At 66.7% G+C, this 17,484-nt stretch carries 19 protein-coding genes; 10 read left to right on the top strand and 9 right to left on the bottom strand.

What is annotated here, in order from left to right; genetic code table 11:
* Positions 1–8: 8 nt before the first annotated feature.
* From O3305_RS19075 to O3305_RS19045, 7 genes are all read right to left on the bottom strand, one after another.
* Complete coding sequence (locus O3305_RS19075) at positions 9–383, bottom strand: hypothetical protein (protein ID WP_269573936.1); 375 nt, start codon at positions 381–383, stop codon at positions 9–11.
* Positions 383–697, bottom strand: a complete 315-nt coding sequence (locus O3305_RS19070) for a hypothetical protein (protein WP_269573935.1) — start codon at positions 695–697, stop codon at positions 383–385. Before O3305_RS19070 ends, O3305_RS19075 begins: the two co-directional genes overlap by 1 nt.
* A complete protein-coding gene (locus O3305_RS19065; protein WP_269573934.1) occupies positions 694–1,266 on the bottom strand; it encodes a hypothetical protein in 573 nt (190 codons plus the stop codon). The genes O3305_RS19070 and O3305_RS19065 overlap by 4 nt, the downstream gene beginning before the upstream one ends.
* Positions 1,254–1,454, bottom strand: a complete 201-nt coding sequence (locus tag O3305_RS19060) for a hypothetical protein (RefSeq protein WP_269573933.1) — start codon at positions 1,452–1,454, stop codon at positions 1,254–1,256. Before O3305_RS19060 ends, O3305_RS19065 begins: the two co-directional genes overlap by 13 nt.
* Positions 1,454–2,917 carry a Fe-S cluster assembly protein SufB gene (gene sufB, locus O3305_RS19055; protein WP_269573932.1) on the bottom strand — a complete coding sequence of 488 codons (1,464 nt, stop codon included), beginning with the start codon at positions 2,915–2,917 and terminating at the stop codon, positions 1,454–1,456. Before sufB ends, O3305_RS19060 begins: the two co-directional genes overlap by 1 nt.
* Positions 2,918–2,919: 2 nt before the next feature.
* Positions 2,920–3,396: an SUF system Fe-S cluster assembly regulator gene (locus tag O3305_RS19050; RefSeq protein WP_269573931.1), complete on the bottom strand. Its 477-nt coding sequence runs from the start codon at positions 3,394–3,396 to the stop codon at positions 2,920–2,922.
* 79 nt (positions 3,397–3,475) lie between these two features.
* Positions 3,476–4,387: a helix-turn-helix domain-containing protein gene (locus O3305_RS19045; RefSeq protein WP_269573930.1), complete on the bottom strand. Its 912-nt coding sequence runs from the start codon at positions 4,385–4,387 to the stop codon at positions 3,476–3,478.
* Between the two features lie 270 nt (positions 4,388–4,657).
* Here O3305_RS19045 and O3305_RS19040 point away from each other — a divergent pair, with 270 nt between their 5' ends.
* Positions 4,658–5,632 (top strand): quinone-dependent dihydroorotate dehydrogenase, encoded by a 975-nt coding sequence (locus O3305_RS19040; RefSeq protein WP_269573929.1) that lies wholly within the window; start codon positions 4,658–4,660, stop codon positions 5,630–5,632.
* Here O3305_RS19040 and O3305_RS19035 read toward each other — a convergent pair.
* Positions 5,629–6,201, bottom strand: coding sequence for an HdeD family acid-resistance protein (locus tag O3305_RS19035; protein ID WP_269573928.1), 573 nt, complete (start codon positions 6,199–6,201; stop codon positions 5,629–5,631). The two genes, O3305_RS19040 and O3305_RS19035, sit on opposite strands and share 4 nt — an antisense overlap.
* Positions 6,202–6,330: 129 nt before the next feature.
* On the opposite strand from O3305_RS19035, the gene ggt reads away from it, so the two are divergent.
* Together ggt and O3305_RS19025 are read left to right on the top strand one after the other, a co-directional pair.
* A complete protein-coding gene (gene ggt / locus O3305_RS19030) occupies positions 6,331–8,049 on the top strand; it encodes a gamma-glutamyltransferase (protein WP_269573927.1) in 1,719 nt (572 codons plus the stop codon).
* Between the two features lie 42 nt (positions 8,050–8,091).
* Positions 8,092–9,909 carry an AMP-dependent synthetase/ligase gene (locus tag O3305_RS19025; RefSeq protein WP_269573926.1) on the top strand — a complete coding sequence of 606 codons (1,818 nt, stop codon included), beginning with the start codon at positions 8,092–8,094 and terminating at the stop codon, positions 9,907–9,909.
* A 173-nt stretch (positions 9,910–10,082) separates the two neighbouring features.
* On the opposite strand, the gene O3305_RS19020 is transcribed toward O3305_RS19025, so the two are convergent.
* Positions 10,083–12,977 carry a M16 family metallopeptidase gene (locus O3305_RS19020; RefSeq protein ID WP_269573925.1) on the bottom strand — a complete coding sequence of 965 codons (2,895 nt, stop codon included), beginning with the start codon at positions 12,975–12,977 and terminating at the stop codon, positions 10,083–10,085.
* Between the two features lie 248 nt (positions 12,978–13,225).
* On the opposite strand from O3305_RS19020, the gene O3305_RS19015 reads away from it, so the two are divergent.
* From O3305_RS19015 to O3305_RS18985, 7 genes are all read left to right on the top strand, one after another.
* Entirely contained in the window at positions 13,226–14,056 is an 831-nt protein-coding gene (locus O3305_RS19015) for an aspartyl/asparaginyl beta-hydroxylase domain-containing protein (RefSeq protein ID WP_269573924.1), read from the top strand.
* 49 nt (positions 14,057–14,105) lie between these two features.
* The gene (locus O3305_RS19010; RefSeq protein WP_269573923.1) at positions 14,106–14,375 is read left to right on the top strand and encodes a hypothetical protein; all 270 of its coding nucleotides are present in this window, start codon (positions 14,106–14,108) and stop codon (positions 14,373–14,375) included.
* A gap of 252 nt (positions 14,376–14,627) precedes the next feature.
* Positions 14,628–15,200 carry a NifU family protein gene (locus O3305_RS19005; RefSeq protein WP_269573922.1) on the top strand — a complete coding sequence of 191 codons (573 nt, stop codon included), beginning with the start codon at positions 14,628–14,630 and terminating at the stop codon, positions 15,198–15,200.
* A gap of 30 nt (positions 15,201–15,230) precedes the next feature.
* On the top strand, positions 15,231–15,824 hold the full coding sequence (locus tag O3305_RS19000; RefSeq protein ID WP_269573921.1) for a malonic semialdehyde reductase: 594 nt from the start codon (positions 15,231–15,233) through the stop codon (positions 15,822–15,824).
* Positions 15,811–16,455 (top strand): tRNA (adenosine(37)-N6)-threonylcarbamoyltransferase complex dimerization subunit type 1 TsaB, encoded by a 645-nt coding sequence (tsaB, locus tag O3305_RS18995; protein ID WP_269576565.1) that lies wholly within the window; start codon positions 15,811–15,813, stop codon positions 16,453–16,455. The genes O3305_RS19000 and tsaB overlap by 14 nt, the downstream gene beginning before the upstream one ends.
* On the top strand, positions 16,452–16,937 hold the full coding sequence (locus O3305_RS18990; protein ID WP_184161219.1) for a GNAT family N-acetyltransferase: 486 nt from the start codon (positions 16,452–16,454) through the stop codon (positions 16,935–16,937). Before tsaB ends, O3305_RS18990 begins: the two co-directional genes overlap by 4 nt.
* Positions 16,938–17,045: 108 nt before the next feature.
* Positions 17,046–17,459, top strand: a complete 414-nt coding sequence (locus O3305_RS18985) for a Ros/MucR family transcriptional regulator (protein WP_269573920.1) — start codon at positions 17,046–17,048, stop codon at positions 17,457–17,459.
* Positions 17,460–17,484: the final 25 nt, after the last annotated feature.

Here is a 17,484-nt window from a genome sequence, read left to right as displayed (position 1 = left end):
GTCTTGCGTCAGTTCCCTTGGGTGGCGCGCGCGTCGGCGAGCGCCGCAATCATCGCTTCGCGCTTGTCCGCGAAGCATTGGCCGAGTTCCTGGTTGAGCGCGTCGAGCCGGCGCTTGCGCTCGTCGGCAACGAGCGCCTTGTCCTGGCTGGCATCGAAGCGCGGCTGCATCGCAGTGAAGCACTGCACGGTGGACTCGCAGCCGATCCGGTCGATCGCGGCATCGCCGGTCGACTTGCGGGTGCGGCAGCTTGCCCTGCCCTTCTTGAAATCGGCATGGCCGCGCCAGTCCTTGAGCTTGCGGCCGATCACGGTGATCTCGTCCGCCCGCGCATCCTGCACGAGCGTGGCGTCCTGGGCGGTGAGGAGAAGGGCGAGCGCCATCATCCGCGCTTCCCCGCGCGGACGCGGCGGCCGAAATCCTCGAGGATCGCCGGCTTGCGCGCCTCAATGCAGATACGCATCGCGTCCTGGCTGAGCGCGCCCTGCCTGGCGCACTTCGCCGCCGCCTTGCACAGCTGGCCATCGACCGAAGCGCTACCGCTCGACTGGCTGAGGCTGCAGCCGAACTTGCCGTCGGCCTCGCGCATGACATTGACCGAGATGCCCTCGAGCCGCTTGCCGACCACGACGATCTCGTTCTCTGGCGATTCCGGCACGTCCTGCGCGACGAAGAGGAGGAGCAAAGCCGCGATCATGGCCGACGCTCCGACTTGTCGGTGTCGTCGCGCTGCTGGCTGTTGCCGGTGGTAAAGCGCACCACCGGGCCGTCGGACGCGGGATTGGTCGGCGGCGAGATCGGCTTCACGCGCTGGCGTTCGGTCTCGCGGGTCTCCTCGCCATTGGCGACAGGGCCAATCCCGTTGGTCGGGAACGCGACCTTGGGCTGGACGAGCTTGGGCAGCTCGAACAGTTGCTTGCCGGGGGCGCTGGTGGTCGTCGCGGCAGCAGGCGCCGGCGCGGCGATCGCGGCCTGCTCGAGCACGCTCAGCTCGCGGCAATCGGTCACTTCGTCGGCGGTCTTCGCATAGCAGACCGGCGTCGCCTGGCACGCCGTGGTGTCGCGCCGCTGGCTGCCGCTGGAAACCATCACCCGGCAATTGCGCAACTTGCCGTCCGCCCCCTTGTCGAACAGCATCGTGGTGCGGCCGAACGTGGCGCGCACGACGATCTGCGCCTCGTCCTCCACCGGCGCGCCGACCGCCTGGGTGGCGGGCACGTCCTGGGCGAGGAGAAGAAGGGCAGCGGCGAGGATCATGAAAGCCATCCGAACAGCAGGGCTATCAGAATGATGGCGACCGGGAGCCCGGCACCCAGCAGAAACTGGTAATAGCCGAACGGGTTGTCTGCCTTGGTAATGAGCGCCCCCCAATGCCAGGCGCGTTCAGTCTTCAGCGACCAGGCCATGATGCCTGCGCCAAACAACATGAACACCAGCCACGGCATAGCGGACATCACCCGACGCTGCCCTCCAGGCTGATTCCCAGCAGCTTCTGCGCCTCGACGGCGAATTCCATCGGCAGCTGCTGGAGCACTTCCTTGGCGAAGCCGTTGACGATCAGCGCCACCGCGGCTTCTTGATCCAGCCCGCGCTGCATCGCGTAGAACATCTGGTCCTCGCTGATCTTCGAGGTGGTCGCCTCATGCTCGATCTGCGCGGTCGGGTTCTTCACTTCGATATACGGCACCGTATGCGCGCCGCACTGGTCGCCGAGCAGCAGGCTGTCGCACTGGGTGAAGTTGCGGACATTCTCGGCGCCGGCATTGACCAGCACCTTGCCGCGATAGGTGTTGTCCGAGCGGCCGGCCGAGATGCCCTTCGACACGATCGTCGAGCGGGTGTTCTTGCCGATGTGCAGCATCTTGGTGCCGGTATCGGCCTGCTGGCGGCCATTGGTGACTGCGACCGAGTAGAATTCGCCGACCGAGCCGTCACCCTTGAGCACGCAGCTCGGATATTTCCAGGTGATCGCGCTGCCGGTCTCGACCTGGGTCCAGCTCACCTTCGAGTTCTTGCCCTCGCACAGCGCGCGCTTGGTGACGAAATTGAAGATGCCGCCGACGCCGTTCTCGTCGCCCGGATACCAGTTCTGCACAGTGCTGTACTTGATCTCGGCATCGTCGAGCGCGACCAGCTCGACCACGGCGGCGTGGAGCTGGTTCTCGTCGCGCATCGGGGCGGTGCAGCCCTCGAGATACGAGACATAGGCGCCCTTGTCGGCGACGATCAGCGTGCGCTCGAACTGGCCGGTATTCTCGGCATTGATGCGGAAATAGGTGCTCAGCTCCATCGGGCAGCGCACGCCCTCCGGGATGTAGACGAAGGTGCCGTCGGAGAAGACCGCGGCGTTGAGCGCCGAGAAGAAATTGTCGCGCACCGGCACGACCTTGCCGAGCCACTTCTTCACCAGCTCGGGATATTCGCGGATCGCCTCGCTGATCGAGCGGAAGATCACGCCCGCTTCCTCGAGCTCCTTGCGGAAGGTGGTGGCGACCGAGACGCTGTCGAACACCGCGTCGACCGCGATCTTGCGCGCGCCTTCCACGCCGGCGAGCACCTTCTGCTCCTCGATCGGAATGCCGAGCTTCTCATAGGTCCGCCGGATCTCGGGATCGAGATCGTCGAGGCTGTTGATCGTCTTCTTCTGCTTCGGCTCCGCGTAATAATACGCATCCTGGTAGTCGATGTGCGGGATCTGCAGCTTCGCCCATTCCGGCAGGGTCATCTCCTGCCAGATGCGGAACGCCTTGAGCCGCCAGTCGAGCATCCACTCGGGCTCGCCCTTCTTGCCCGAGATGTAGCGGACGGTGTCCTCGCTCAGCCCCTTGGGCGCGAACTCCTGTTCGACGTCCGAGGCGAAGCCCCATTCATACTTCTTGTTGGCGGCCGCCAGTGCTTCCGCGTTCTTCGTAGCCATGCTTACACCTGCTCCCCGGCCAGCGCCGGGGTCCGGATCGAGTCTGCCGGAGTGTGCGCCACGGCCTCGGCCGGGACGCTGGAAATCTGGGCGAGGGAAATGCCCGCGAGCGCGCCCTTTACAGCACCGTTCACGACATTCCAGTGCGGCTTCACCTTGCAGCTGTCCTGCACGCAGCAATCCTGCTTGCCGGCATCAACGCAGCTGGTCAGCGCGATCGGGCCTTCGACGGCCTCGACGATGTCGGCCAGGGTGATCGCGGCGGCCGGGCGCGCCAGGCGGAAGCCGCCACCGGTGCCGCGCGCGCTCTCGATCAGGCCCGCGCCAGAGAGCTTGCTCACCAGCTTCTGCACGGTGGGAAGCGGCAGCCCGGTATCCTCGGCGAGCAGGGTCGCGTTGAGCCGGCACGTCGCGCCGCAATGGCGCGCCGCGGCGGACATCATCACGACCGCATAGTCAGCGAGGCTCGACAGGCGCACTTGAATTCCCTTGCCGCCCCTTCGCGCAACCGCGCTCCGGGTTCAATCGGACAAATATGTTCCGATTGGCCAAATGGGCTCAGCGGCGGCGAAGGTCAACCGATTCGGGGATCACATCCGGCAGGAAATGGAAGGTTTCGTTGTCGAGCGTCACCGCCAGTATCGGATCGATAGCCGCGCGCAGCGACGTCGGCGTGTGCCCCGTGAACTGCCGGATCTCGTTGATCATGTGCGACTGGTCCGAGAAGGGCTCGACCACTTCGTCCACGCTCGCGCCCTGATAGATGCGCATCGCCGCGCCGATCGCGCGAAACTTGCGCTTCAGGTGCGCCGGGCTGCCGGCGAAATAGTCCTTGCACAGCCGCTGGACCTGGCGCTCGCCGATGTTCGAGCTCTTGCGGATCCGCGCATAGAGATCGTCGATCGTCGGATCCTTGGTCGCCGCCCATTCGCGCACCGCGCGCAGGAAGACGAGATGCGCCGCCGGCACCGGCTTCACTTCATGCTGGCGCATCTTGAGCAGCGGTTCGATCGCATCGATCATCTCGTCGAGCGTCTCCATCTTGTGGAGACGGTGCCAGAGCAGCCCCGCCTGCTCGCAGAAGAGCTTCTCGCCATCGACGATATGGTCGGCGACCTTGTAGGCCGGCAGGCCGATCAGCGCCTTCCAGCCGATCGCGCGCAGCGACACGCCGAAGCAGTGGAACGGCCCCTGCATGCGATAGGAGGCGGCGGCCGTGCCCGGGCCGTTGATCATCACCTTCTTGGTGCTCTCGCTATGCCCGTCGGGGAAGTGGACCGTGCCGCTCCCCTTGATGACGAAGCGGAGCTGGCCGAGATCGACGCGTTCGATCCCTTCCAGATCCGCGCCGTCATGGCGATAGAGATAGTAGGATTCCACGTGCGGGAGCAGCGCGCCCTCCGCCTTGCGGAATTCGATCTGAGGCCGCGGATCGCGGTCATTCTCAGCGGCCGGATGGGCCGGTTTCATCCTGGTTGCGCCCCGCATGTTATGCCCTGTTCATCCGAGTTTTCCCCTCCTCGGATTCCCTCTTTTGTGGGCCAAATATACCGCGTGGTCGCCAAATAGAAAAGTGGCCCGGTTAGCCGAAGCCAACCGGGCCAAAAGGAAAGGGTTCCCCCATTGAGCGGAAACCCCTCGGGTCGCAGTTCTCCTCTAGCCCGCCCCTCGGCCAGCGTATTGGAAGGAATCGACATACGCAGCTTTACGGAGGGAAAATCCGATGCGAAGGCCATGCCCATGACCTATGGCTTCCGCTCCGCGCTGTTCGCGCTCGATGCCGAGAAGGCGCACCGCGCCGCGATCCGCGCCCTCGCGCTCTGGGGATCGCTCGGCACGCCTTTTTCATCCGAAATGGTGCAATCGCCCATCCAATTGGGAGGATTGACCTTTCCGAACCGAATCGGGCTCGCGGCCGGGCTCGACAAGGATGCCGAGGCGATTCCGGGGCTGTTCGCGCTGGGCTTCGGCGCGGTCGAAGTCGGCACCCTCACCCCCCGCCCCCAGCCGGGCAATCCCAGGCCGCGGCTGTTCCGGCTGGTCGAGGACGAAGCGGTGATCAACCGCATGGGCTTCAACAATGGCGGGATCGACGCGGCGCTCGCGCGCATTGCGAAGCTCGGCCCGCGCAAGGGGCTGCTCGGCATCAATGTCGGCGCCAACAAGGACAGCGACGACCGCGTCGCCGACTATGCGCTCGGCGTCGGCAAGGCAGCGGCGCTCGCCGATTACATCACGATCAATGTCAGCTCGCCCAACACGCCGGGCCTGCGCGACCTGCAGAGCCGCCCGGCGCTCGACGAGCTGCTCGCCGCCAGCCATGCCGCGCGCGGCAAGACGCCGATCTTCCTCAAGGTCGCGCCCGATCTCGACCGCGCCGGGCTGGAGGGTGCGATCCAGGCGGCGGTCGACAATCATATCGATGCGCTGATCGTCTCGAACACCACCATCTCGCGCCCGCCGCTTCGCTCGGCCCATGGCGGGGAAGCGGGCGGCCTGTCGGGCAAGCCGCTCACCGAGCTCTCCCGCGCCAAGCTGGTCGAGGCACGGGAGATCGCCGGCGGCGCGCTGCCGCTGATCTCGGCGGGCGGGATCGACAGCCCGGACGAGGCCAAGCGCCGCGTCGATGCGGGGGCGACGCTCGTCCAGGTCTATTCAGCGCTGGTCTACAAGGGCCCCGGCCTGGCCCGGGCGATCGCGAAGGCGCTGGCCTAGCCGGCCAGCTTCTTCAGCCGCAGCGACAGCGCGACATAGGTCGCGCCGGCGAAGATCGACACCCAGGCGATCAGCCATACCAGGCTGATCGCGCCCGCGACCGGCCAGGCCAGCAACGCGATGCCGAAGGCGATCGAGGCGAGGCCGGCGAGGATCAGGAAGATCTCGCCCTCGATCTCCTTGCGCAGCGCGATCGCGCCGGCGACTTCCATCACGCCGGTGACCAGCGCCCAGGCAGCGATGAGCAGGAGGAGGACCTGCACGGTAACCCCCGGCCAGATGAAGGTGAGCAGGCCGGCGGCAATGCCCGCCAGGCCGGTCAGCACCAGCCACCAGCGCGGCGTGTCGCCGCTGCGCATGCCCGACATCGCGGCGGCGAGCGCGAACGCGCCGTCGGTCAGCGCATAGGCGCCCCAGACGATCGCCAGGGTGAGCAGCGCCACCCCCGGCCACAGCAGCGCGAGGAAGCCGAAGGCGATGCCCGCCGCGCCGCGCAGGGTGAACAGCCACCAGCGCTTGGCGAGTGCGCGCAGGAGCGAGGGAGATGCGAATGTCGAGGCGGTGGTCATGCGAACCCTCCTGTTGACCGCGATACCCGGAGAGATTGCGCCCGGTTATACCCCCACGCAACCATCCGATCGTTTGCCCCTGGCCGTAGCGTCTTTGCGCCTCGGTCAAAGCCCGCTACGGCTAGGGCCATGAAGAAGCTGATCCTGCTGTTCGCGTTCCTTGCCGCGCCCGTCGCGGCTTCGGCCCAGGGTGTGGTGAGTGCGGCGGACCCCCGCGCGGCGGCCGCCGGCACCGAGATCCTCAACGCGGGCGGCAGCGCCACCGACGCGGCGATCGCGACGATGCTCGCGCTCAACGTGGTGGAGCCGCAGAGCGCCGGCATCGGCGGCGGCGCCTTCTTCCTCCAGTACAATGTGAAGACCGGCAAGATCCGCACGATCGACGGGCGCGAGGCAGCCCCCATGGCGGCGGACAATCGCTGGTTCTACGGCCCGGACGGCCAGCCGCTCGACCACCGCGCCGCGGTCCCCGGCGGGCGCAGCGTCGGCGTGCCCGGCACGCTGCGCGCCATGGCGCTGGCGCATGCCCGCGGCGGCAGGCTGCCCTGGGCCCGGCTGTTCCAGCCCGCGATCCGGCTCGCCCGCGACGGCTTCGACGTCTCGCCCCGCCTCAACAACGCCCTGCGCAGCTATGCCCCGCATGTCGATGTCGGCACCCGCGCCATCTATTACGGCGCCGACGGCAAGCCGATCGCCACCGGCACCCGCGTCACCAACCCGCAACAGGCCGCGCTGCTCGAGCGCGTCGCGAAGCTCGGCCCCGACAGCTTCTATGTCGGCCCCCAGGCCGAGAAGCTGGTCGCCACCGTCAACAACGCCGCGCGCAACCCGTCGAAGATGACGACCGGCGACCTCGCCGCCTATGCCGCCAAGGACCGCCCCGTGCTCTGCGGCACCTACCGCGCCTACAAGATCTGCTCGATGGGCCCGCCCTCCTCGGGCGGCGTCACCGTGCTGATGATCCTCGCCCAGCTCGAGCGCTTCGACATGGCGAAGCTCGGCAAGGACAATCCCGTCGCCTGGCACCTGTTCGCCGAGAGCTCGCGCCTCGCCTATGCCGACCGCGACATGTATGTCGGCGATCCGGACTATGTGCAGGTGCCGCTGGCCGGCCTGCTCAACCGCAAGTATCTCGCCGGCCGCTCGGCGCTGATCTCGCCCGACAAAAGCATGGCCGTGGTCGAGGCCGGCAAGCCCGTGGGCGCGCCGAAGCGGATCAAGGCGCAGAGCATGGAAGTGCACGGCACCACCTCGCTCTCCATCGTCGACAAGGCCGGCAATGTCACCCAGGTGACAACCACGATCGAGAGCCCGTTCGGCTCGGGCCTGTCGGTCGACGGCACGATGCTGAACAACGAGCTGACCGATTTCGACATCGTGCCCGAGAAGGACGGCTATCTCGTCGCCAACCGGGTCGAGGGCGGCAAGCGCCCGCGCAGCTCGATGGCGCCGACGATCGTCTATGGCCCGGATGGCAAGGTCCGCCTCGCGATCGGCGCGGCCGGCGGCTCGACGATCATCGCCCAGGTAGCGAAGGGCATCATCGGCGTGGTCGACTGGAAGCTTTCGGCCCAGGACGCGATCGGCCTCGGCCTGCTCTATGCGCCGGGCATGATGGCGACTGCCGAGAAGGGCACCCAGCTTGACGCGATGGTCCCGGCGCTGCAGGCGTTGGGCGAGAAGGTGCAATCGGGCCCGCTCGGGCTCAAGATGAATGCGGTCGAGCGGGTGAAGGGCCGCTGGACCGGCGGCGCCGATCCGCGCAGCGAGGGCGTCGTGATGGACCAACAGGGCCACACGACCGTTATCACCCGCGTGGGCGCGCAGCCGAACCGGCCGTCGGAATAAGGCGGGACGCCCCGGAAAGGGGTGCCCGTATGGGGAGAGGGAATGCGTAGGCTCGAACGGTTTGAGAACCTGGTCCAGATGTTCTTCGCGCGCGCGCGGGAAAAGGGCGACGCGCCCTTCCTCTGGCACAAGGCGGGCGGGAAATGGCAGCCGACCAGCTGGGCGGAAGCCGCGCGGCAGGTGGCAAGCCTGTCGGCGGCGCTCACCGCGCTCGGCCTGAAGCGCGGCGACCGGGTGATGCTCGTCTCGGAGAACCGCCCGGAATTCTGCATCAGCGACCTGGCGATCATGGCCGCGGGCTGCGTGACGGTGCCGACCTACACGACCAACACCGAGCGCGACCACCAGCACATCATCGAGAACTCGGGCGCCTGCGCGATCATCGTCTCGAACGGCAAGCTGGCCAAGACGCTGCTGCCGGCGGCGATCCGCGCGTCCACCGCCCGGATGATCATCGGGCTGGAAGACCTGCGCGTCGGGCAGCAGAGCAGCCTGGAATTCCATGACTGGCGCGCGTTGATCGCGAAGCACGACACCGATCCGCGCGGCGTCTCGTGCAACTGGGGGCGCGAGGACCTGGCCTGCATCATCTACACCAGCGGCACCGGCGGCTCCCCGCGCGGCGTGATGCAGCACCACGGCGCGATCCTGTGCAACGTCGAGGGCTGCTGCACGATCATCTCCGAGGATTTCGGCTGGGAGGACGAAGTGTTCCTCAGCTTCCTGCCGCTCAGCCACGCCTATGAGCATACCGGCGGCCAGTTCTTCCCGATCGGGCTCGGCGCGCAGATCTATTATTCCGAAGGGCTGGAGAAGCTCGCCTCGAACATCGAGGAAGTGCGCCCGACGCTGATGGTCGTCGTCCCCCGCCTGTTCGAGGTGCTGCGCACCCGCATCGTCAAGCAGGTCGAGAAGCAGGGCAATTTCGCCAATTTCCTGCTCGACAAGGCGGTGGCGATCGGCGGACGCAAGGCGGCGGGCAATTCGGGGCTCCGCGACCTGCCGATGAACCTGCTGCTCGGCGCCACGCTCAAGCCCAAGCTCGCCAGGAAGTTCGGCGGGCGGATCAAGGCGATGGTCTCGGGCGGCGCGCCGCTCAATCCGGAAGTCGGCATCTTCTTCCAGAGCCTCGGCATCACCTTCCTCCAGGGCTATGGCCAGACCGAGGCCGCGCCGGTGATCTCGTGCAACCGGCCCAAGGCCGGGCTCAAGATGGACACGGTCGGCCCGCCCTTGCCCGATGTCGAGGTGCGCATCGCCGATGACGGCGAGATCCTGGTGCGCGGCGAGCTCGTGATGCACGGCTATTGGCGCAACGAGGAAGAGACCAGGCGCGTCCTCAAGGACGGCTGGCTCTATACCGGCGACATCGGCCATATCGACGAGAAGGGCCGCATCAAGATCACCGATCGCAAGAAGGACATCATCGTCAACGACAAGGGCGACAATGTCGCGCCCCAGAAGGTCGAGGGCATGCTGACGCTGCAGCCCGAGATCGTCCAGGCGATGATCGCCGGCGACAAGAAGCCCTATATGTCCGCGGTGATCGTCCCCGATCCCGAATGGACCGCCGAATGGTGCGCCCACACCGCCACCAAGTGCGACTTCAAGGAGCTGTCGCACGATCCCGACTACAAGGCGGCGCTCGGCGCGGCGGTGGAGCGGGTCAACAAGGACCTGTCGGTGATCGAGCGCGTCCGCAAGTTCATCGTCGCCGACGAGCCCTTCACGATCGAGAACGAGCAGCTGACCCCCTCGCTCAAGATCCGCCGCCACATCCTGAAGGCGGTCTATGGCGACCGCCTCGACGCGCTCTACCGCACGAACACCCCGCCGATGGAAGATCCGAAGAAGGATTGATCGCCGCACGCGTCATCCCGGCGAAAGCCGGGATCTCGTGCGGCTCTTTCCCCCGCGCCTTCGCCTGAGATCCCGGCTTTCGCCGGGATGACGATAGGAAACCGGGACGGCGAAACGAAAAAGGCCGGGGCTTCCACCCCGGCCTTTCGCATTTCAGTCGGGCCGCCGAAGCCTTACTTCGTCTCCGGCACCACCTTCACCGTCCAGTCCTTGTCCGGGCGGAGATACTTCATCGCCAGGCCCTGCACATCGGCCGGGCTCACCCGCGAATAGTCCTGGGCCAGCGTCTCGACCGCGGCGATGCGCGCCGGGTCATAGGTGCCGCCCTCGACCAGGCGCATCCAGAACATGTTGCCCGACGACATGCGCAGGATCTGCTGCTTGAGCGGCGTCAGCGCGCGGTTGAGCTCGTCGGCATCGACCGGCTTCGCGACGAGATCGGCCGCGATCTTGCGCGACAGCTCGAAGAAGAAGTCGACCTTGTCCGGCGGCACCATGCCGAGCGCCATGATCTTGCCGCCGGTCGACAGGCCGAGCGGCCACTGGCTCGCCACCTGCGGCGAGTAGCTGACGCCCGCCTGGCTGCGCAGCTGGTCGAGCAGCCGGTCGCGGAAGATCGCGGCGAGCACCTCGAGCTTGCGGCTCTCGGTGATGCCGCCATTGGCGGTGCCGCCGCCGGTCGGCCAGGCGATCACCGCCGCCGCCTGGTTGGGCTGGCCGGTATGGGTCAGCGTCACCGGGGTGGCGACATGCGCGGGGAACTCGAACGGCACCGGCGGCGCCATGCTGGCGACGCGCGGCTTGAGCGCGCCGAAGGTGGCGGCCACGGCCTTCACCGTCGCCTCGGCATCCATGTCGCCGAACACCTCGACTTCGATCGGGCCGGTCGCCAGCAGCGGCTCCCAGAACTTGCGGAAGCTGGCCGGGGTGGTCGCCTCGATCACTGCCTTGGACGGCACGCCCCAGCGCGGATCGCCATTGTGGAGCAGCCGCTCGAGGTCGCGGCTCATCACCGCGTCCGGCGAAGCCGAGAGGCCGGCATAGCCCGACAGGATGCCCGCCTTGGCGCGGTTGACCGGGTTCGGATCCCAGGCCGGCGCGGACAGCTTGGTGGCGAGCAGCTTGAGCTGGTCGGACAGGTCGTCCTTGGTCGTCTGCGCGCGCAGGGTGAAGGCATCGTCGTCAATGTCGAAGTCGGCGCCGATCTGGCGGTTGCCCGTCAGATAGTCGAGCTCCTCCTGTCCGTACTTGCCGACGCCGCTGGCGACGAGCGCCGGCTCACCGGCCCAGGCCGGGGTCGCGCCCTTGTTGGGCAGGCTCGACAGGCCGCCGCCGAAGCGCACGTTCACATAGACCTTGCCGGTCTCCGACGGATCCTGGCGCATCAGCAGCGTGACGCCATTGGCAAAGGCGAGCTTCTCGATGCCGGTGCCCGGAAGGATCTGCTCGCGGCTGGCGACCTTGCCCGGCAGGCCAAGCTTGGGCAGCGCCGCGAAGCTGACATTGCCCAGCACCTTGCGCTTGCCGGCACCGGCGACATTGGCTTCCAGCGCCGAGGCCACCTTGGTGGTGATCGCCGGATCGGGCGCGTGCAGGTTCACGATCGCGCGGGTCGCGGTACCCTGGAACACCGTCTTCGAAGAGGCGAGCACGGTGGCGGGGGTGAACATCTTGCCGTCCACCGCGCCCTTGAAGATCGCATAGGAGAATTCGGGGGTCGTCACCGTCTCGTTGATGTCGACCGCCTCGGCCAGGTCGTCGGCGAGCTTGGCGCCCGCGTCGACCGGCGCGGTGTTGATCCGCTGCTGCATCGACGACGCGATCTCGGCGACTTCGCGGTCGATCTCGGCCTGGGTCGGCGCGGTCGCCTGGGCATCGGCGATCACCGCGCGCACGTCGCGCAGCGCGGCTTCCCAGTCGTCGCCGACCGGCAGCACCTGCACCGTGGTGATGTTGGCCGATCGCGCCAGGTCGCTCAGATCCGCGCCGGCGGCGATATAGGTGCCGCCCGAGCGGGCCCGGGTCTCGAGCCGGCGATTGATGATTCGGATCGCGACCAGGTCGATCATCCGCTTCTGGTTGAAGATCACCGTGTCGCCATCGACGGTCCAGGGGCGGACGATCGTGATCGTGGTGAGCACCGGCAGCGCGGGCTCGACGATGCTGGCCGAGACCGGCTTGCCAGCCACGGGCTTGCCGAAATCGGGACTCGGCACGGCCGGGCCGGTGCCCTTCCAGTCCGAGAAATGCTTGACGATCATCTGCTCGAGCAGCGCCGGATCGACATCGCCGATCGCGATGATCGTGGCGCGCTCGGGGCGGTACCAGCGGTCATGGAAGGCCTGGACGCTCGCCGGGGTGGCGCCGTTCAGCGTCTCCACCGTGCCGATCGGGTCGCGCTGGGCGAGCGGCTGGCCGGCGAACATCAGGTCCAGCATCGCGTCGCGCAGGCGCACCTGCGGGCCCGGCTGCTCGCGCTGCTCGGCCAGCACCACCGGGCGCTCCGAATTGAGGATCGGCTGGGTGATCTCCGGGCCGGACATCATGCCGGCCAGGATCTTGAAGCTCTCGTCGAGCCCGGCCGGCGTCGCCATCGGCAGGTCGAGCTTGTAGGTGGTGGCGGTGAAGGTGGTGCTCGCGTTCGAGTCCGAGCCGAAGGTCACGCCCAGCCGCTGCCAGATGCGCTTCGATTCGCCGTCAGGCACGTGCACCGAGCCGCGGAACGAGAGATGCTCGAGCAAGTGCGCGAAGCCCCGCTCGCTGTCCTGCTCCATCAGCGAGCCGACATCCATGCGGACGCGGACCGAGACCTGCCCCGGCGGCACGCCGTTCTTGCGCACCGCATAGCGCACGCCGTTGGAAAGCCGCCCGAACTTCCAGGCATCGTCATGGACCAGGTCGCTCTTTTCGTAGAGCCAGGGATCCTTGGCGGTCTGGACCGGCCGCCCCACCGTCTTGGTGTCGGGCACGCCCGGGGGGTTGGTATTCTGCTGGGCCTGGGCCGGCAGCACCGGGGCGAGCGAGGCGAGGGCGAGGAGCGCGAGAGGCGCACGCAGGAAAGAGTGCATAGCTGTCCATCTAGGAGCGAAGCGCCGGGCATGCCAGCGCGAACCTTGCTCCCAGATGTATGAAAAGCCGGCACGGCTACGTTACGAACCCGCCCCCATGCGCCGCGTCAGGGCCATGTTTTGGACCCATCGCCCGCCTAGAAAACAGCCTGTGGGCAAGTCCCGCGAGTCGAAGAGGCAGCGTAACAGCGAGTCAGTCAGCAAGGTCAGGTGCAGTGAAGGTCGAGCCGAGCGCGCGGGGCAGCGCAATGTGGCGGGACGCAGGCGAAGTGGAAGTCGGCGAAGCCCGGGAGATGATTCCCGATCTGACGGTGATGTCGGGCGCGGTCATGCCCGATTCGCCGCTTCGGGCCGAGCGCGACCGGCCCTTCCTGATCAAATATGGCAAATATCTGCGCGGCACCTTCGACCGGTTCATCGCGCGCTTCTCGCTGGTCTCGAACGATCCGGTGCTCGACGTGCGCGACTTCGCCTGGACCCAGGCGCTGCGCGCGAACTGGCAGGCGATCCGCGCCGAGGCGATCGCCGCCGCGCTCGATCCGCACCAGGCGCCGAGTTTGGCGCACATCTCCCCCGATCACCGCGCGATCGCGCCGGCGAACAAGTGGCGCAGCTTCTTTCTCTACGGATATGGATATTTCGTGGAGGAGAATCTGAATCGCTGCCCAGAAACCACCCGGCTGGTCGAATCGATCCCGGGGCTGAACAGCGCTTTCTTCTCGATCCTCGCGCCAGGCACCCATATTCCGGCGCATCGCGGCGTCACCAAGGGGCTGATCACCTGCCATCTCGGGCTGGTCGTGCCGCGCGATGGCGATGCGCGGATGCGGATCGACGACCGCGTCGTCCGCTGGTCCGAGGGCGAGACCCTGGTGTTCGACGATACCTATGACCATGAGGTCTGGAACGACACGAGCGGCACCCGCGTCGTGCTGCTCATCCAGTTCCGCCGGCCGCTGCGCCAGCCCGGCCGCTGGTTCGTCGACAGGTTCCTCGCCTGGATCCGCCATTCGGCCTTCGTCCAGGATGCGCGGGCCAACCTGATCCGCTGGAACCGGGTGGTCAATTCGACCAATTGATCCAGCGCAAATGCGTGCCCACATGCGCCTCCGAGAAGGAGTTGCCGAAATGGCTACTGACCAAACCAAGGCCTGGGCTGAATTTCGCCGGATGATCGTGTGGATCGCACTTGCCGGCGTGCTGATGGTCGCGGGTGCGCTCTGGTATCTCTCGCTCTACGACGCGCTCTATCCTTCCGCGATCGCGGCGACGGTGGGCGGCGTGTTCATCTCGACGCTGCTCGGCTGCGGACTGTTCGCCGCCGCCTTCTTCAGCGACAAGAGCGGCCACGACCAGAGCGTGAGCGACGCGACCACGCATGAGGACGAGCAGGCCTGAGGTCCGGCCCGCCACCCCCGGGATCGGCCTCCATCATAGTTCGTCATGCTGAACTTGTTTCAGCATCCAACTCACCACCAGCGATATCGCCCGTGGAGGCTTGGACGCTGAAACAAGTTCAGGGTGACGAAGGGGCTCTTCGGAAAAGCACCTCGCCAAAACCGAACCTGCGCACGACGCCTACCCCGCCGGAAACCTTTCGTTTCCCGCCTTCCGCTTGATCCGCGCCGCCCAAGCGCCCAAATGGCGATCATGCTGATCGAAACCGAAGCCACGCCCAATCCGGCGACGCTCAAGTTCCTTCCGGGTCGCACCGTGATGGAAGCGGGCACGCGCGACTTTGCGAGCCCGGAAGAGGCCGAAGCCTCGCCTCTCGCCGTGGCGCTGTTTACTCTGGGCGACGTGACCGGCGTGTTCTTCGGCCGCGACTTCATCTCGGTAACGATCGCGCCGGGCAGCGACTGGCGTGACGTGAAGCCCGATGTCCTCGGCATCCTGCTCGATCACTTCGCCGCCAACATGCCGCTGTTCCATGCCGCGTCGGCCGGCTTCAGCGTGCCGCCGGAAAGCGCCGATTTCGGCGACAATCCCGAGGACGCGGAGATCGTCGCGCAGATCAAGGAACTGATCGAGACGCGCGTGCGCCCGGCCGTCGCCAATGACGGCGGCGACATCGTCTATCGCGGCTTCGACGCCGGCAAGGTCTATCTCCAGATGCAGGGCGCCTGTTCGGGCTGCCCCAGCTCGACCGCCACGCTCAAGAACGGCATCGAGCAGCTGCTCAAATACTACGTTCCCGAAGTTACCGAAGTCCGGGCCGTCTGAGCCCCAATCTTCTCCGAAAGGACTGTTTTCATGGCCACTCCGCTCGACGATGCGGCGCTGGATACGCTCTTCCGTACCGCGCGCTCCTATAACGGCTATACCGACGCCCCGGTGACCGAGGCCGATATCCGCGCCATCTACGAGCTCACCAAGATGGGCCCGACCTCGGCCAACAACCAGGCCGCGCGCTTCGTCTGGGTGACCACTCCGGAAGCCAAGGAAAAGCTCGCTCAGCTCGCCAGCGCCGCCAATGCGGACAAGATCCGCAAGGCGCCCGCCACGGTGATCATCGGCATGGACCTCGCGTTCAACGAGCATCTCCCCTGGCTCTTCCCGCACGCGCCGACCGCCAAGGACTGGTTCCCGACCGAGGAAGCCCGCTACACCACGGCGTTCCGCAACTCGTCGCTGCAGGGCGCGTATCTGCTCCTCGCCGCCCGCGCGCTCGGCTTCGACACCGGCCCGATGTCGGGTTTCGACAACGCCAAGGTTGACGAAGCCTTCTTTGCAGACCAGCCCAATGTGAAGTCCAACTTCATCTCGACGCTGGGACATGGCGACCCCTCCACCATCTTCGATCGCCTCCCCCGCCCGGAATTCGAGAAGTTCAATCAGCTCCTCTGACCTGACTCTCGTCATCGAGACCGCGACTGCCGCCTGTTCGGTAGCGCTTCTCGACGGGACGACCCTGGTAGCCGCGGCCCATGAGGTGGTGGGCCGTGGCCATGCCGAGCGCCTGGTGCCGATGATCGCATCGCTGCCGGGCGAAGGCCGTGCCGCACGCATTTTGGTCGATGTCGGCCCGGGCAGCTTCACCGGCGTGCGCGTCGGGCTGGCCGCCGCGCTTGGCCTGTCGATCGGCTGGGGCGTCGAGGTGCAGGGCTATTCGTCGCTCGCGCTGCTCGCCGCGTCCGGCTTTGCCGTCAATGCGGGTATGCCACAGCTTGCCGTGATCCTCGAAGGGGGGCACGGTGAGGTGTTCATGCAGGCGTTCCACTCCCAGCCATTTGGGGAAGACGGGCCGTTCCGCTCGCTCGTTCCCGCCGCCGCCCGCGAAGCGCTGGGCGCGCTGCCTGCGTTCGGCAGCGGCGTGCGCCACCTTGCCGCGCTCGGCGAAGGGCTGGAGCTGCACGAGACGCTGCCCAATGCCGCTGATGCCCGGCTGCTCCCCGCCACCTTTGCCGCCCTGCCCGCGCGACCGATCTATGGCCGCGCGCCCGATGCCAAGACGCTCGCCGAGCGGGGCCTGGCATGAGCGGAACGGTGCACCTCGTCGAGCTGCGCGAAGGCGGCTCGCAGGATCTCTACAGCGTCAACAACATCATGCAGGAGGCCTTTGACCCGCGCTTCGGCGAGGCCTGGACCAGCGCGCAGTGCCTGGGCATGCTCTCGTTGCCCGGCGTCTGGCTGGTGGTGGCCAGTGTCGATGGCGAGGATGTCGGCTTCGCCCTGTCCCGCGCGACGGTCGATGAAGTCGAGCTGCTGCTGCTCGCCACCCGCCCGAGCGCGCGGCGGCGCGGCGTGGGTGGCGCGCTGCTGCGTGCCGTGATTGAAGAAGCGCGCGGCCGCAACACTGTACGCGTGCATCTTGAGGTTCGCTCAGGAAACGATGCCGTTCAGCTCTACCGTCGCGAAGGCTTCGAAAAGGTCGGCGAACGTCGCGATTATTATCGTGGGCGTGGCGGGCAATTGTTTGACGCACATACTTATGCTCGGGATATTGCCGATCTGACCTGAAACTTACGGAAACATGCAAGTTTGGTCTTGCGTTTGATCCGAAATGGTCCGATAGGGCGATCTCAGACGACAACGAATAGTCGTCTTACCCGGGTCGAAAGGAAAAAAATGGAAACGCAAGCTGAGATTGATGAAACGCTGGTCACGCTGACCGCGGATATTGTTGCAGCTCATGTCAGCAACAACAGCGTGTCGGTCTCCGACCTTCCGACTCTGATCTCGAACGTGCATGGTGCCCTTGCAGGTCTTGGCCGCGCCGCCGTCGAGCCGGAAGTCAAGCAGGAGCCGGCCGTTTCCATTCGCGCCTCGGTGAAGCCCGACTATATCGTGTGCCTCGAGGACGGCAAGAAGCTCAAGATGTTGAAGCGTCACCTGATGACGCACTATCAGATGACCCCCGAGCAGTACCGCGCCAAATGGAACCTGCCGGCCGACTATCCGATGGTCGCCCCGAATTATGCCGAACAGCGCCGCAGCCTGGCGAAGAAGATCGGCCTCGGCACCAAGCGCCGCAAGCGCTGAGCCGCAACAATCTGAAACAGGCAAA

The organism is Sphingomonas sp. NIBR02145 (assembly GCF_027359115.1).
Taxonomy (GTDB): Bacteria; Pseudomonadota; Alphaproteobacteria; order Sphingomonadales; family Sphingomonadaceae; genus Sphingomonas; species Sphingomonas kyeonggiensis_A.
Note: the sequence above shows the minus strand (reverse complement) of the source record. Positions and strands in the feature narration are given on the sequence as shown.